The organism is Clostridium sp. AF17-21AC (assembly GCF_003461365.1).
In the GTDB taxonomy this organism is placed as follows: Bacteria; Bacillota; Clostridia; order Lachnospirales; family Lachnospiraceae; genus Coprococcus; species Coprococcus ammoniilyticus.
On the sequence record NZ_QTWY01000002.1, the window covers coordinates 357,706 to 374,305 of the forward strand.

Annotated in this window: 12 protein-coding genes; all 12 read right to left on the bottom strand. The window is 41.1% G+C overall.

Translation table 11 applies throughout. From position 1 onward, the window contains the following. Window positions 1–263: 263 nt before the first annotated feature. The 12 genes from DWW85_RS04525 to DWW85_RS04580 all read right to left on the bottom strand — a co-directional run bounded on the left by DWW85_RS04525 (window position 264) and on the right by DWW85_RS04580 (window position 16,449). Window positions 264–1,208 (bottom strand): SGNH/GDSL hydrolase family protein, encoded by a 945-nt coding sequence (locus DWW85_RS04525; RefSeq protein WP_117807655.1) that lies wholly within the window; start codon window positions 1,206–1,208, stop codon window positions 264–266. Between the two features lie 6 nt (window positions 1,209–1,214). Then, on the bottom strand, window positions 1,215–2,183 hold the full coding sequence (locus tag DWW85_RS04530; RefSeq protein WP_242996028.1) for a cation diffusion facilitator family transporter: 969 nt from the start codon (window positions 2,181–2,183) through the stop codon (window positions 1,215–1,217). Window positions 2,184–2,390: 207 nt separating this feature from the next. Then, window positions 2,391–5,027, bottom strand: coding sequence for a pyruvate, phosphate dikinase (gene ppdK / locus DWW85_RS04535; RefSeq protein ID WP_021943737.1), 2,637 nt, complete (start codon window positions 5,025–5,027; stop codon window positions 2,391–2,393). 279 nt (window positions 5,028–5,306) lie between these two features. Further along, window positions 5,307–6,704, bottom strand: coding sequence for a glycine--tRNA ligase (locus DWW85_RS04540; RefSeq protein ID WP_021943736.1), 1,398 nt, complete (start codon window positions 6,702–6,704; stop codon window positions 5,307–5,309). Window positions 6,705–6,769: 65 nt separating this feature from the next. Further along, a complete protein-coding gene (gene recO / locus DWW85_RS04545) occupies window positions 6,770–7,513 on the bottom strand; it encodes a DNA repair protein RecO (RefSeq protein WP_117807656.1) in 744 nt (247 codons plus the stop codon). After that, window positions 7,510–8,415, bottom strand: a complete 906-nt coding sequence (era, locus tag DWW85_RS04550) for a GTPase Era (RefSeq protein WP_008402838.1) — start codon at window positions 8,413–8,415, stop codon at window positions 7,510–7,512. Before era ends, recO begins: the two co-directional genes overlap by 4 nt. A 121-nt stretch (window positions 8,416–8,536) precedes the next feature. After that, a complete protein-coding gene (locus tag DWW85_RS04555) occupies window positions 8,537–11,467 on the bottom strand; it encodes an insulinase family protein (protein ID WP_117807657.1) in 2,931 nt (976 codons plus the stop codon). Window positions 11,468–11,480: 13 nt separating this feature from the next. Then, a complete protein-coding gene (locus DWW85_RS04560) occupies window positions 11,481–11,897 on the bottom strand; it encodes a cytidine deaminase (RefSeq protein ID WP_021943733.1) in 417 nt (138 codons plus the stop codon). Between the two features lie 340 nt (window positions 11,898–12,237). Then, window positions 12,238–13,797, bottom strand: coding sequence for a HAMP domain-containing sensor histidine kinase (locus DWW85_RS04565; protein ID WP_181986497.1), 1,560 nt, complete (start codon window positions 13,795–13,797; stop codon window positions 12,238–12,240). Next, window positions 13,775–14,479 carry a response regulator transcription factor gene (locus DWW85_RS04570; protein ID WP_117807659.1) on the bottom strand — a complete coding sequence of 235 codons (705 nt, stop codon included), beginning with the start codon at window positions 14,477–14,479 and terminating at the stop codon, window positions 13,775–13,777. The genes DWW85_RS04565 and DWW85_RS04570 overlap by 23 nt, the downstream gene beginning before the upstream one ends. A 107-nt stretch (window positions 14,480–14,586) precedes the next feature. After that, window positions 14,587–15,852: a glycerate kinase gene (locus tag DWW85_RS04575; RefSeq protein ID WP_226801000.1), complete on the bottom strand. Its 1,266-nt coding sequence runs from the start codon at window positions 15,850–15,852 to the stop codon at window positions 14,587–14,589. 33 nt (window positions 15,853–15,885) lie between these two features. Continuing rightward, window positions 15,886–16,449 carry a rhomboid family intramembrane serine protease gene (locus DWW85_RS04580; RefSeq protein WP_117807660.1) on the bottom strand — a complete coding sequence of 188 codons (564 nt, stop codon included), beginning with the start codon at window positions 16,447–16,449 and terminating at the stop codon, window positions 15,886–15,888. Between the last annotated feature and the right edge of the window lie 151 nt (window positions 16,450–16,600).

Consider the following 16,600-nt stretch of genomic DNA (forward strand, 5'->3'; position numbering starts at 1 on the left):
TCATAAATTATACCCCTCTTGCTTCAAAAAAAGACATTTTCATATGATATCCTTATAAAAATATATTCCAAATTTCGGACATATCTTAAACTGTAACATCATACGAAAATGTCTTATTATGTGCTCCAACTATTCTTTTTTTATTCATTAAACTGCTGTTCTATTATGAATGAATGCTATTCTATTTCCATTTTACCTGGTAAATAAATGCTGCCTTCTGATCACATCTTACTTTGTAAGTAAATACTGTGCCTGATTACATCTTATTTTGTAAACAATGCTTCTATAAATACATCTGCGATCAACTGCTGTCCAACTGCTGTTGGATGATCATCTGGATCTATATAATTTTCTGCATTCTGATTATTCAGCACAATATCATTTGATGAAGCAAAGGCTTCATAGCAATCTGCCAGTACAATATTCTTTTCTTTACATACTGTACGAATAATTGTATTTGCCTGACTGATCTTTTCTTCTGCATACTGGCCGATATTGACCGTAATCCCTCCTGCCGATATTTCATAATCCATATTACGATATGGATTATATAATGTCATGATTGCAATCCGGCAATCCGGTGAATCCTTACGAATCAAATCTATACTATCTGAAAGATTATTATAAAACCGATTCAGATTATCTTCCGCAGACCGGTCTGCCTCCTCAAAGTCTCGGATAAATGTCTTTTTATTAATTTTTTTCCAAAGCAGAGAATCATCTCCTGCACCGGAATATCCATAAAAATAATCTTCATACTGCATAACAAAGAATTCAAACGGAAGAAGTGCATCATTCGTACCAATGCAAAATGTTACATAATCAGCATGGTCTAACAGATTTATCTTGCCTTTCTTGATATTTTGCCACATGTCTCCACTGAGCTGACCATTTACACCTTGATTACATTCGACAACCTGCACCCCCTGTTGTTTCATATAAGCAGCAATCCTTGCAGAAAATCGTTCATTCTCTGCGTGTTCTAATGAATATCCATATGTAATCGAATCTCCCAATGCTACATATATAACAGAATCATCCGATACCTGCTCATCTAACTGCAACAATTTTGCATTATTCTTTGTACGACCATGCAATCCCCAGACGATTGCAATAACACATGCCCCGGCTACTGTGATCAGTCCGGCAGCCTTCCATTTCTTCATATCGATCACCTCTGTCTTATATAATAACTTGAAATCTTTCATTTTATCCTAATCCGGTATAATCTCTATATATACCTGATCGTATTTGTATTTCAATTCCTGCTTAATCTCATCCCGGACACGATGCAGAATGCTGATATGTATAACGTCTGTTTTATTTCCAATATATACTTCAACCCAAAGCTTCCGTCCGGTCTGGATAACATCTAAGAATGTAACCTCATAGGGATAATCATTCATATGTTTATCCACGATTCCACGTATCTGATTTAAGACATCTTCCTCCGGTGCAAATAAAATCAGATTTTTAATGCTCTGGAAAATCTCCTTTACCGGTTCTTTTATAAGGAGCAGTGCCATAATTACAGCTACTGCAGGATCAATATACGGCGTCAGAAACCGAAATCTCGTTGTAAACAATATCATCTGAACTGCAAATGCTACGGCTACTCCCATACTGCTTATAACATCAAGCTTCCACATATAAAGCTCAGCTTTGATCGTCGTAGACTCATACTTTTTACTGTAATGACCAAGCAACAGATACATGCCTGCACAGCCAAGACATACAAGCAATTCAAATATAGCAATACTGCCGGCATCAACTTCATGTCCACCATGTAATAACAGCTTTATATTTTCAACCATTAGATTGCAGGTAAGTGCTAATAATACACTGTACTTTACCAGTAAAAACAACGATTCTACCTGCGCATATCCATATGGATGCTTCTCTGTCACCGGTTTATAAAGCAGGGGCACAAGCACCAGAAACGGTCCGATCATCACTAAATCCGCTGCATCAAACAAACAGTCAGTCCACAAAGAATGGGAATGGGTAAACCATGCCATCACACCTTCCGCTACTATAAACAATACACTTCCAAGAAATGATAGTTGTAATATTCTCTTTTCAATCGTCAGTTTCTCTTTCTTTTCCTTACGTTCTTTCTTTACACTGTTCACTTTTTTCGCACTATTATCTGTCTTCATCTGTTTTCTCTTTCTTACTTTCATCTTTTTCTATTCTTCAATCTCACAACTACCACTATAACACAAAAATCCCGCCCGGCATACACCAAATGGGATTCTTTGTACCGTTCACAATTATATGCAAACATATAATTTTAATTATTAACTGACAAAAGCCCCTGTTACTGCAATATAACAGTAACAGAGACTTTTTATTATTGACTATTATAATTCACGTTTTCGTGCAGTCTATTATTTGTTAGCGATTGCAGCCTGAGCAGCAGCAAGTCTAGCGATAGGTACACGGAATGGTGAACATGATACATAATCAAGACCAATCTTGTGGCAGAATTCAACAGATGAAGGATCTCCACCGTGCTCACCACAGATACCGATATGAAGCTTTGGATTAACTGGCTTGCCAAGTTTAACAGCCATATCCATGAGCTTACCAACACCAGTCTGATCAAGCTTAGCAAATGGATCATTCTCGAAGATCTTAGCATCATAGTAAGCATTTAAGAACTTACCGGCATCATCTCTTGAGAAACCAAATGTCATCTGTGTAAGGTCGTTAGTACCGAAACAGAAGAAGTCAGCTTCCTTAGCAATCTCATCAGCTGTAAGAGCTGCTCTAGGGATCTCGATCATTGTACCAACTTCGTACTTAAGCTCAACACCAGCAGCAGCGATCTCAGCATCAGCTGTCTCAACTACTACCTTCTTAACATACTTAAGCTCTTTAACTTCACATACAAGTGGGATCATGATTTCTGGCTCAACATTCCAATCTGGATGCTCTTTCTGAACTTCGATAGCTGCACGGATAACAGCCTTTGTCTGCATCTTAGCAATTTCTGGATATGTTACAGCAAGACGACATCCTCTGTGACCCATCATAGGGTTGAACTCATGAAGTGAGTTGCAAAGTGCCTTGATCTCTTCTACTGACTTATTCTTAGCCTTTGCAAGCTTCTCAATATCTGCTTCCTCTGTAGGAACGAACTCATGAAGAGGTGGATCCAGGAATCTGATAGTAACCGGGTTACCTTCAAGTGCTTCGTAAAGAGCCTTGAAATCTCCCTGCTGATATGGAAGGATCTTATTAAGAGCTTCTTCTCTTTCTTCTACTGTATCTGAGCAGATCATCTCACGGAATGCTGCGATTCTTTCTGGATCAAAGAACATATGCTCTGTACGGCAAAGACCGATACCTTCTGCACCAAGCTCACGAGCCTTCTTAGCATCTGCTGGTGTATCAGCATTTGTTCTAACCTTAAGTGTTCTGTACTTATCAGCCCATGCCATAACACGACCGAATGTACCTGCGATTGAAGCATCAACTGTCTTAATAACTCCATCGTAAATGTTACCTGTTGTACCATCGATTGAGATAAAATCTCCCTCATGGAACTCTTTGCCTGCAAGTGTGAACTTCTTGTTCTCTTCATCCATGATGATATCGCCACAACCTGATACACAACAAGTACCCATACCACGAGCAACTACAGCAGCATGTGATGTCATACCACCACGAACTGTTAAGATACCCTGTGCTGACTTCATACCTGTGATATCTTCTGGTGATGTCTCAAGACGTACAAGAACAACCTTCTCGCCCTTAGCTGCCCATGTTTCTGCATCGTCAGCTGTAAATACGATCTTACCACAAGCAGCACCCGGTGAAGCACCAAGTCCCTTGCCCATTGGTGTAGCTGCCTTAAGAGCTGCTGCATCAAACTGTGGGTGAAGAAGTGTATCAAGGTTACGAGGATCGATCATTGCAACTGCTTCTTCCTCTGTCTTATGTCCTTCATCAACAAGGTCACAAGCGATCTGAAGAGCTGCCTGAGCTGTTCTCTTACCATTTCTACACTGAAGCATGTAAAGTTTCTTGTTCTCAACTGTGAACTCCATATCCTGCATATCATGGTAGTGATTCTCAAGAGTCTCACATACCTTAAGGAATTCTGCATATGCTTCTGGGAATTCCTGCTCCATCTGAGCGATTGGCATTGGTGTACGAACACCGGCAACTACGTCTTCGCCCTGTGCATTGATAAGGAACTCACCCATAAGCTTCTTCTCACCTGTTGCAGGGTCACGAGTAAATGCAACACCTGTACCAGATTCATTATTTAAGTTACCGAATACCATAGGCATTACGTTAACTGCTGTACCCCATGAATAAGGGATATCGTTATCTCTTCTGTATACGTTTGCACGTGGGTTGTCCCATGAACGGAATACAGCTTCGATAGCTAACTTTAACTGCTCAACTGGGTCTGAAGGGAAATCTGTTCCTAACTGGTTCTTGTATTCAGCCTTGAACTGCTCTGCAAGAGTCTTAAGATCAGCTGCTGTAAGTTCTACGTCGAACTTAACACCCTTCTCTTCTTTCATCTTATCGATAAGCTGCTCAAAGTACTTCTTACCAACTTCCATAACAACGTCTGAGAACATCTGAATGAAACGTCTGTAAGAATCATATACGAAACGCTCGAATGCTGGATCTGGGTTGTGTGCGATCATTGCAGCAACAACTTCGTCATTTAAACCAAGGTTAAGGATTGTATCCATCATACCCGGCATAGATGCTCTAGCACCTGAACGAACTGATACTAATAATGGATTCTCAAGATCTCCGAACTTCTTGCCGTTGATCTCCTCCATCTTCTTAACACCTTCCATAGCCTGTGCCATGATCTCGTCGTTGATCTTACGACCATCTTCATAGTACTGAGTACAAGCCTCTGTTGTGATTGTGAAACCCTGTGGAACTGGAAGACCAATTGTTGTCATCTCTGCAAGGTTTGCACCCTTACCACCGAGAAGATTACGCATGGTCATGTCGCCTTCGCTAAACATATAAACCCACTTGTTTGCCATTTGTTTATTACCTCCTACGTATCTAATTAAATATATGCTGAAAAAAGCCTGCTTTAGGGCAGAATTTTCCCACCACTCTGACGTGATTATATCATATGACCTAATAATATTAAACCACTTTTTTCAATTTTTTTCTCTTTTTAACCGCATATTCCGGAATCTTTTTCAAAAAGAAAGAGACATCCGCCAGATAATGTTCTTTTCCGACAAATGTCCCTTTTATTTTACAGATTCGATCAACCGGATACTCTATCTGAGATATTGATTCATTTCGTCTGATTAATATTCGAATTTCTTCTCAAAATATGCCTTCAGATCTTCGATCTTTACTCTTTCCTGCTCCATGGTATCTCTGTCACGGACAGTTACAGCACCATCTTCTTCTGAATCAAAATCATAAGTTACACAGAACGGAGTTCCGATCTCATCCTGTCTTCTGTAACGCTTACCGATATTTCCTCTGTCGTCGTATTCACAGTTGTAGTATTTGCATAATTCAGCATATACCTTTTCTGCTCCCTCGCCGAGTTTCTTGCTCAGTGGAAGGACACCGATCTTAACAGGTGCAAGTGCAGGATGGAAATGTAATACAGTTCTTACATCCGGCTTCTCCTCTGTTCCGATATTTTCTTCATCATATGCAGCACAAAGGAATGCAAGTGTTACACGATCAGCGCCAAGTGATGGTTCGATAACATATGGAATGTATTTCTCTTTCTTCTCATCATCAAAGTAATCCATTGGTTCGCCGGATACAGTCTGATGCTGAGTCAGATCATAATCCGTTCTGTCTGCGATACCCCAAAGTTCACCCCATCCAAATGGGAATAAGAACTCTATATCTGTTGTTCCCTTGCTGTAGAAGCAAAGCTCTTCCGGTGAATGATCACGGGCACGCATCTCTTCATCCTTGATACCAAGGTCTTTTAGCCAGTTGATACAGAAGCTTCTCCAGTAATCAAACCATTCAAGGTCTGTTCCCGGTTCACAGAAGAATTCCAGCTCCATCTGCTCAAACTCTCTGGTACGGAACGTAAAGTTACCCGGTGTGATCTCATTACGGAATGACTTACCGATCTGTCCGATACCAAACGGGATCTTCTTTCTGGATGTTCTCTGTACATTCTTGAAGTTTACAAAGATACCCTGTGCTGTCTCAGGTCTTAAATATACTGTGTTCTTTGCATCCTCTGTTACACCCTGGAATGTCTTGAACATCAGGTTGAACTGTCTGATACCTGTAAAATTATGTTTTCCGCATGAAGGACAGCAGATATTCTTTTCTTCGATAAAGCTCTCCATTTCTTCATTTGACCAGCCATCAACGGAACCTTCGATCTCCATGTTATTCTCTGCCATGTAGTCTTCGATCAGTTTGTCTGCACGGAATCTTTCATGGCACTCTTTACAGTCCATCAAAGGATCTGCAAAACCGCCAAGATGTCCGGATGCTACCCATGTCTGTGGGTTCATCAGGATCGCACAGTCAACACCTACATTATATGGATTCTCCTGTATGAACTTTTTCCACCAAGCCTTTTTTACATTGTTCTTTAACTCAACACCAAGGTTACCGTAATCCCATGTATTTGCAAGTCCACCATAAATCTCTGAACCCGGATATACAAAACCTCTGTTCTTTGCTAAAGCAACGATCTTGTCTAATGTCTTTTCCATAATGTCCTCCATTTATATTTCATCTTTATATTTGTACGTTATTGTACCTTCTCTCCCTGTTTTTTTCAAGACAGGGATTCAATTATTTCTACAGAATTGAATTTCCGGTCTACATATACCGCCAGAAATTCCTTTGTGATCATCATAAGTTCTTCTAGCACGCTGTCTGAAACCGTGAAATTATACAGATTTCCAAGCGTTGCTCCATTAATATACTGAAGCACATATCTGGCGTCCTCTGATATATGGATACTTTTCTTAGCCTTGCTCCGGCAGTTCTCACACAGGATTCCACCGGATAAGGGATCAAATATCCGTGTCAGCCTGTCGCTTCCACAGATTGGACAATGAAAGCTCTGCAGTCCCTGTCCAAAGATATCCATGATCTTCAGTTCATATACACAACGGATCAGTTTCACCGGCAGCAGTCCTTTTTTTAATGCATTCAGGCTGACAAACAGCAGATTCAGATAATCTGCTGACCGATCACCTTCTCTTGTAAAATATGACATCATCTCACAAAAGTAAGATCCGTAACAATATTTGTTCATATCAAAGGTCAGTTCATGAAAATATTCCTTTGCCTCTACGTTGATAAGTGTATATGCATTTCTTCCCGGATATACAGTAAATGCTCCCATGACAAACAGCTGCGTCTTTGAGATCAACTGGCTGCTTGGTCGTCGGACTCCCTTTGCAAATGCTGTAATCTTCCCCTGCTCTCTGGTCAGTATAACAAGCCGTCTGTCATATTCTCCCTGAAGGCCGGAGGAAAGCACGATTCCGTTTAATACTATCTCATCCTTCATGATTCATCCATCTTATAACCATAATTTCGAAGAAGGGTATCGGTATCCCGCCAATCCTTCTTCACCTTTACCCAAAGCTTCAGATTCACATGTGTATCTAATAGCTGTTCAATGCCATACCTTGCATTGCTGCCGATCTTTTTCAGCATTGCGCCCTGTTTTCCGATAATAATACCCTTATGGGAATCCCGCTCACAGATGATTGTTGCATCTATATCCATAAGCCGTCCATTCGGACGTTCCTTCATCGAATCAATAACAACCGCGATTCCGTGTGGAATCTCTTTATCCAGAAGTCTTAAAGCCTGCTCCCGGATCAGTTCGGATACGATCTGTCGCTCCGGCTGATCGGTGATCGTGTCTTCATCATAGAACTGTGGTCCGTATGGAAGGTATTTGAACAGCGTCTTTATCAGTTCATCTTTGTTCTTTCCCTTTAATGCCGATACCGGAACGATCTCCGCATGACTGCAGGCATCCTTATAGGTCGAGATCGCCTTGAATACTTCTTCTTCACTTACCGCATCGATCTTATTTACCACAATGATGATCGGGGTCTTAACACGTTCTAACTGTTCAATGATATACCGTTCTCCTGCTCCGATAAATGTCGTTGCTTCAACAATCCACATAACGACATCTACTTCATTTAATGTTCCCTCTGCCACCTTTAACATATATTCACCAAGCTTGTTCTTGGCCCTGTTGATTCCAGGTGTATCAAGGAAAACAATCTGTCCTTCATCCGAGGTATACACGGTCTGAATACGGTTTCTTGTTGTCTGCGCCTTACTGCTCGTTATCGCGATCTTCTGTCCGATCAACTGATTCATCAGTGTGGATTTACCTACATTTGGTCTTCCTATGATCGCAACAAATCCTGATTTGTATGTATCGTTCATACTTCTCCTTCCATACTCTGTATGTATTCATGTTCTCCATTCGGCACAGAATTCTGTAACCTGCCGGAGAACTATTTACAAATCTATATACTTATATCTTCTTTCGTTACTTCTGTAAAAACTATAGATCTTTTACTTCTTTAAACTTTGCCCGATTCTGTTCGATCTTATCTTCCCCACCGATCGCACAGATAACCCCGCCATCTGTGATCGCCCGGATCACAGGTGCCAGTGAACGGATCGTTTCTACATTTGCAGTAAGCACCTGATCACGTTCTTTCTGAAGCTGCTCATCTGTAATACCTGCAAAGTAACAGGTCTGGCTGAATGCTCCTTCTGCTGATGGTGTCATTGGAGAATCTAACTTCGCGATCGCACCGATCAGATATTTGGTCATATCTCTGTCGCTTGCATCAAAGCCTGCCACATAGTCTGATGCCTTCTTATAGATATCATATGTCTCCATCAGATTCGGATCTCTGTAGGATGTAAAATATCCCATTCCTGATCTGGCAAATGAACACATAGCTCCATATGCCCCACCCTTTACACGGATATTCTCCCAGAGATATCCATAGGAGAAGATCACCTGTAGGACTTCCAGTGCTCCGGTATATTCAAATCCTTTTTCTTTATAATTTCCTGCGAGAGCCGCATACTGTACCTGGCTTGCTGTCTTAAAGGCTTCGTTCTTAACAGCTTTTTTCATCACACGTTTTTCTGCAAAAGCAGGTCTGGTCGACAACTTTCTTGCAAACGCTTCAATATCTGCGCCCAATAATTTCTTGATATCATTGTCACCTGTATAAGAGATTGTTACCGCTCCTTTTCTGAGGATCTCGGCAAGCGTTGTCTGCAGCTTCTCAATAATCGCATCTGCATTCTGCTCAAAATCCTGATCCAGCTCCTGTAAGAAATCATAATATCCGATTCCCTCTGTCATATCCTTAAATGCCATCACATCTGAGACATAAGACATCGCGCGTGTTGCAGATGTGATATGCCCTGAGGATATCAGATCAGTCTTAAGTCCGGCCTTTTCTTCCGATATAATCTCTTTCAATCTCTTCTTATCCGAAAGCTTCGATGTGAACAGGATCTCCTCGATCAGCTTCAGACCTTCTCCAAGCTTGTCATACATGGCCTTTGTCTTAACGGAGAAGAATGAAAGATGATCCTTCCCGCCATCCTTATACATGGCTCCTGTAGAAAATCCGATACCACCGGTATGGAAATTGATCTGATTGGACAGTTCACCATATGTGTAATGCTCTGTATCCACGTATTTGAAAATATTGGTGAGCAGCTCTGCATATGGAACAAACTCTGCATCCAGATCATTGATATCAAATATAAACTCCAGATAACCGATTCCGTTAGTAAAGATATCATGACTTATTAATGGCATACCATAAATGCTGTCCTCACGGTTCTTTAACGTATGGATCTCTTTTCTGATATCAGAAATATTAAGCAACGGAACCTTCTCCATATCCTCTGCCGGAGATGGTGTCTCCTGATATAATTTTAATTCCTTTGTATCTGATACAACCTGTTCAAGCTCATTTTCCGTAAGAGAGGCCTTATAGTCTGCAAGCTTCTGCTTCTCTGCTGCATCATTCTCCTTATCAAGCCCCTTCTTCGGCTTCATAACAAAAATCATACCAAAGGTATTCTGAACCAGCTTTTCCCAGATCAGTTCTTCAAAATATCCGGTTTTCAGACTTTCTTTCAATTCATCATATACTTCATTTAACTTAAACATTTCAAGTGCAGATGCATCATCATACAGCCATGTATTAAATGCATCCAAACCCATCATAAGCCCCTTCGGAAATCTGCCGAAGTTTGCTTCCTTATGTTTGAACTCAAAATTATTGATCGCAGCCTCAATTGAAGTCCGATCGATCGCCTTTCCTTCTTCTCCATGCCCGGAAAGATCAGTCAGTGTATCCCTGATCACAGACACAAAACGTTCCTTATCGGACATATTTGCATTTCTTGCTACGATTGAAAAGATTGTCTGCCGGATCCCATCATCAAAGGAAGCAAAGACATCCTCTCCGATTCCTGCATCTACTAATGCTTTCTTCAAAGGTGCGCCCGGAGCGTCCATAATTGCGTATTCCAGTATATTCATGGCAACGGACTGCTTCTTATCAAGGCTGCTGCCAACTACCATATTATAGGTTAAAAATGTCTGATTTTCTTCGCTCTCATTTTCTGCGATTGAATAAAAGCAGCTCTCATCCTTCATCTGTTCATAGGCTGTCTGCACAGCGATCGTAGAATCAATCTCTCTATAATCAAAGCTCGAGAGATACTCCTTATCGATATAGTCCAATTCCTTATACATATCAAGATCACCATACAGATAAATATAACTGTTTGACGGATGATAATACTTTCTGTGAAAATCAAGAAAACGTTCCTGACTTAATGTTGGAATCGCTGCAGGATCACCACCGGATTCATTCTTGTATGGTGTGTCAGCAAGAAGAAGTTTTTCAATCTTTGAATACATCTGCTGTTCCGGAGATGAAAATGCACCCTTCATCTCATTAAACACAACACCATTATAGATCAGTTCCCCTTCTACAGTTTCAAGTTCATAATGCCAGCCTTCCTGACGCATGATCTCTGTATGTTCATAAATATTCGGATAGAATACCGCATCCAGATAGACATCCATAAGATTTTCAAAATCCTTTTCGTTACAGCTTGCAATCGGATATACCGTCTTATCAGAATATGTCATTGCATTTAAGAATGTATTTAATGAACCCTTTGCCAGTTCTACAAACGGGTCTTTTACCGGATATTTTCTGGAACCGCATAATACCGAATGTTCCAGAATATGCGGAATACCGGAATCATCATACGGCGGTGTCCGGAATCCGATATTAAACACCTTGTTCTCATCATCATTAGCAATTACAAGCACTCTGGCCTTTGTCTTCTTGTGGCTTAAGATATAACCTGTTCCATTTACTTCAGGGATCTTTTCTTCTGTTATGATGTCATACCCTGTTAATTCTTTTAAGTCTCTCAATCTGATGTCTCCTTTATTCTTCTTTATTCAAATGAAATGTCTCCGGAAGCAGCTCTTCTACCGAATACATCCTATATTCCTGTTTGTTCTTTGCTACAACGATCACGCAGCCTTGTTCGGCAAATTCGGCAATGACCTGTCTGCATATCCCACATGGATAAGTATAGTCACATTCTCCGTTCTTTAGTCCGCCAACGATCGCGATCGCAGACAGCTTTCTGCACCCTTCACTGACTGCCTTAAAAACAGCCGTCCGTTCCGCACAGTTTGTTGCCCCATAGGAAGCATTCTCTATGTTGCATCCTGTATAATAACTTCCATTCTCCATCTTTACACAGGCTCCCACCTGAAAATTCGAATATGGCGCATATGCCTTTGTTCTTGCCTGCATCGCAAGCTCGATCATCTCTGAAATCTCGTTTTCATTCATACAAATTTCCTCTTACTTCCTGTTACATGGAACTAACAGTACCACCCATAAATATAGCCTATTTTCCATGTGTTTGCAATGCGATTCTGGCGTATTCTAACTGCAAACTATACAAAACAGATTGACAGTGGTCTTACCTATTATTACACAAGACATTCTCATTCTATCCTCATGTAGCGGTACATAAGGCAGCAAAATACGCTGCCCAAGTACCGACATTCGTAACTGAGACCTTAGCTCGACTTAATCGAGGTTAGTTCGAAGTTACACAGAGTGGATAGGCTTGTTACATAATAGTAAGACCACTGTCAATCTACTATTTAAAATTTCTACTCTCTATTTAAAAATAAATCATTATTTCAAATTCACCGTCTTCTGTTTTTAAACTTCCGTGGTAGCCAAATATCTGCATGATCTCCTGCACGATGCTCAATCCGATTCCGCTTCCGTTTCTGCCGGTTCTTGCTTCGTCTCCCTTTACAAATGGCTTCCATAACTCCTCCGGATCGGTTGTAATCGACTGTTCCATCGGATTGCTAAGGATCAGATGATCTTCCTTTAATACCAGCCGGATCACACTTCCTTTCAGTGAATACTTAATTGCATTTACAAACAGATTCTCTAACATATGGGAAAGCATCAGCGGATCACCTTTTACCGTACAGTTTCCTGACATTCTTACCTCCAGACCTTTTTCATCCAGAAGATTCTGATACCGTTCCTGTAACGGCTCCCATATCTGTTCGATGCTTACAGACTCTGTCTGTAACGCTTCCATTTTACCAAGCTTGATATACTCGCTTAACTGACATAAAAGTTCATTCATGTAAGATGTATTTTCCAAAATAACATCTATGTAATGCCGGCACTCTCCTGTCTGGTTTAACTGTTTCAGATTCTCTGCATACCCGGAAATTGCCATCAATGGACTTTTTACATCATGTGCAAGTGCTGTAATAACCGTTTCTTTTCTCTCTGCATCTTCCATCTGTGAAAATGTCCGTCTACAGGATATAAACGCAGTCAAGATCGTTGCAATTATAATGAGAAATACAACTGCAAGCCCTCCATAAAATAACCAGATACCTTCTGTATGCCAGCCAAATGGATCTGCATACATAGCGGATACGATATAATATATATCATTGTCAAAAACAACATACTGGCTTTTAAAATAATAGTTTCCACCCAAACAACCACTTATACTCTCTGTTATATCTGCGGGATGTGCTCCATAAGTCTCCATCTTAGCCAGCAAATACCTGCTCGTCTTACTATACTGATTGGCATCATCTACTCTGCCATGAAGACTCCATGCAAATTCCCCTGCATCAGCATTTTGAACCACCTGCCGGAAAGAAGGCATAATCGGTGAATACATCTGTACTTCGGACTGCATCTGCTCCATATCATCCTCTATATCCTGTACCTGTTGTTCTAATTTTTCTGTATCATTTTCGTCTGTATGCTTCGTAGTTTCTGTTTCTTGATTTTCATCTGCAGCATTTACATCGTCTTTTTCTTCTATATTGTCTACTGCATCTGAGCTTTCCAAATGCCGCCTGTAAACTGCTGTCAAAAAATATGGTGTATTTTCCTCCGCAAAGATCTCCTGTATTCTATTACGGACTTCCTCTATATCTGTCATACCTGCAATATCTTCCTGACATTCAGCCAAACTTGCACTGACACTATTTGTTGATACCTGAAAATATTCTTTTAATTCCAGATTGACCTGATTTCTGTAATAACCGATCACCAGCAGATACAATATTATGCTGACTGCTATAATGCCAGATGAAATCCATATCCATTTTCTTTTTATCTTTTGTCTTTTTCTTTTCTGCCGCTCCGACAATAATGCATTTCTTTTTTTATCATTCTTTTTGTTCTTTTTCATCGTCGTCACCCCGTATCTGATATCCATTTCCTATCACTGTTTTAATCTGCTTTCCTGCACTTCCAAGATGTTTTCGAATCTTTCGAATGTGATTATCCACACAACGATCACTGCCTTCATAATCATAACCCCATACACCGATCAGCAGCCGTTCTCTTGCCACAGTCTTATTTTTGTTCTCAAGCAACATCCGCAACAATGCAAACTCTTTTGGCGCAAGTTCTATTTCCTGAGAATCCACAAGAACCCTATACTCCGATGGCTTCATATGTATCCTGCCACAGACCAGCTCTCCGGTTCTGCTAAGATCCTTTGACCGTCTGATCAGTGCCTTGCATTTCGCATATAAGGTCACAAGAGAAAATGGTTTGATGATATAATCGTCACAGCCGAGATCATAGCCAAGCAGGATATCCCGTTCGGAACTTCTGGCTGTTAAAAACAGGATCGGAACCATGCTCGTCCTGCGCATCTCCCGGCAGATCGCAAAGCCATCCATTCCCGGAAGCATGATGTCTAACAATACAAGATCCACCCGTTCCGTCTCAAATAAATCCAGCCCATCCTGTCCGTTCTGTGCCGTCCGTACTACAATCTCATTTTCGCTTTCTCTGGTAAAATAATCTTTCACTACTTCGCAGATCTGTTCATCATCTTCAATCATCAGTATCTGATATGTCATATTTCTTACCTCCTTGCGCCTATCTTAACAGTGTCATATGACTTTTAAATGTTCTTACATAAAAAGCCTAAATAGAGTTTACTGCTCTATTCAGGCTTTCTTATTTGCTATAGTTTCTCCTCCACAGCTCGTTCCATATTCTGCATGGCACATTCTGTCTGCATGGCTCTCCCTCGTTCCTCTTCGGAAAGTCCGTCGGTTATGGAATAACATGCATCAAACAAGCCGCTCTCCATACATTGTTCGATGCCTTCCCCGAAGCAGCCTGCAAATGCAACCACTTTTTTCTTCTGTGCTTTTGCAAGTTTTGCTACGCCTGCCGGGGTTTTTCCCATTAACGTCTGCGCATCCATCCTGCCCTCTCCGGTAATAACCAGATCGACATTTTTTATTTTTTCTTTTAAATGGATCTCATCAAATACTATATCAATTCCCGGTCGTAATCTTGCATGCAGGAACATTAGAAATGCATATCCAAGACCGCCTGCTGCACCTGCTCCCGGTGTCATACGATTTATTATGCTGTCCATCTGACACTTCTCCGGGTCTGTATTCTTTTGCACTTTATCCTGCTTACAGCCTGACCAGTTCTGCTGTTCTACCAGATCTGCATAACGCACCATGGATTTCTCCATGTTCTCTACCATCTGAGCATCTGCTCCCTTTTGCGGTGCAAAGATATGGCTGCATCCATTCTCTCCAACCAGCGGATTTGTAACGTCACAGGCAATCTGAAATGAACATACTGAAAGCTCCGGTAACATATCTTCTATGTGAATCCCGCATACTTTGGAAAGTCCTTCTGCTCCAAAGCAAACTTCATTCCCATGTTCGTCAAGGAAATGGCATCCAAGTGCCTGCAGCATTCCGATCCCGGCATCATTTGTTGCACTTCCGCCAATCCCTATAATAAAGCTCCGGCATCCATGCAGCATGGCATCCTTTATCATCTCGCCTACTCCATATGTAGTTGTATGCAGCGGATTTCTGGCAGACTCCGGTACAAGCGGAAGTCCTGCTGCCTCTGCCATCTCGATCAATGCTACTTTTTCTCCTGCTTCATCATAACTGATATAAGAAGCCTTTACGACCTGTCCAAGCGGTCCTGTTACATTAACTGTATGACGTTTCATGTTCGATTTTCCATAGGCGATCGCATCCATGGTTCCCTCTCCGCCATCTGCAACCGGAACCACTTCGATCTCACGATTCTTATAATTTTTCTCCAGACCTTTTTTAACTGCCATGCCTGCCTGAACAGATGTCATACTGCCCTTAAAAGAATCAACAGCCGCCAGAACCTTAAGCGGTCTTTCTCTCAATTTCAGATCATCCTGCAATATGGTGTCATGTATTTCACATGTTCGATTCATTTGAGAAGTCCTCCCTTGCAAATATCACACCGTTTATTTCCGGTTCAGATTATATCCGACAACTGCACCCACAATACCGCCAACGATATGTGCCATATTCGAGATATTGTCCTGTACTGCGATACCTTCATATACCTGCTGTCCGATAAAGATGATCGCAACCAGAATAAAGGATAACGGAATTTCGCCTGCTCGGAATCCGGTAAAGGACGCCAGCACGATAAATGCAAATACGACACCACTCGCTCCACAAAGTGCTACATTCCAGAAAAAGATGTAATTCACAATACCGGTCGCAAGTGCTGTTACACCGATCACTTCCAACATTTCTTTCGAACCATATTTTTCTTCTAACATCGGTCCAAGCAATAACAGATAGGAGGCATTTCCGATAAAATGACTCCATCCTGCATGCCCGAATACATGTGTAAAGAATCGCAGATATGTGAGTGGATTTGTAAGCGATGAATGATACGTCATAAATAATAACCGGGTACTTCCGCCACCGGTCAGAACCCCAAGCAGAGTTACAACAAAACAAATAAATACAAAGCCCAGCGTCACCGGCGCGTTAAATGTGATCTTTAATTTTCTCATCTGTATATACCTCCCCATATAGAATGAATAGCTTTATTATACCCTATTTATGTATAAATACAAAGAGCCGCTTCGACTCTTTTACCCCCAGAACAAAATTGCTTTACAGGATAAATATTTCTATAAAACAAAACTACCGTCCATCCGGCAG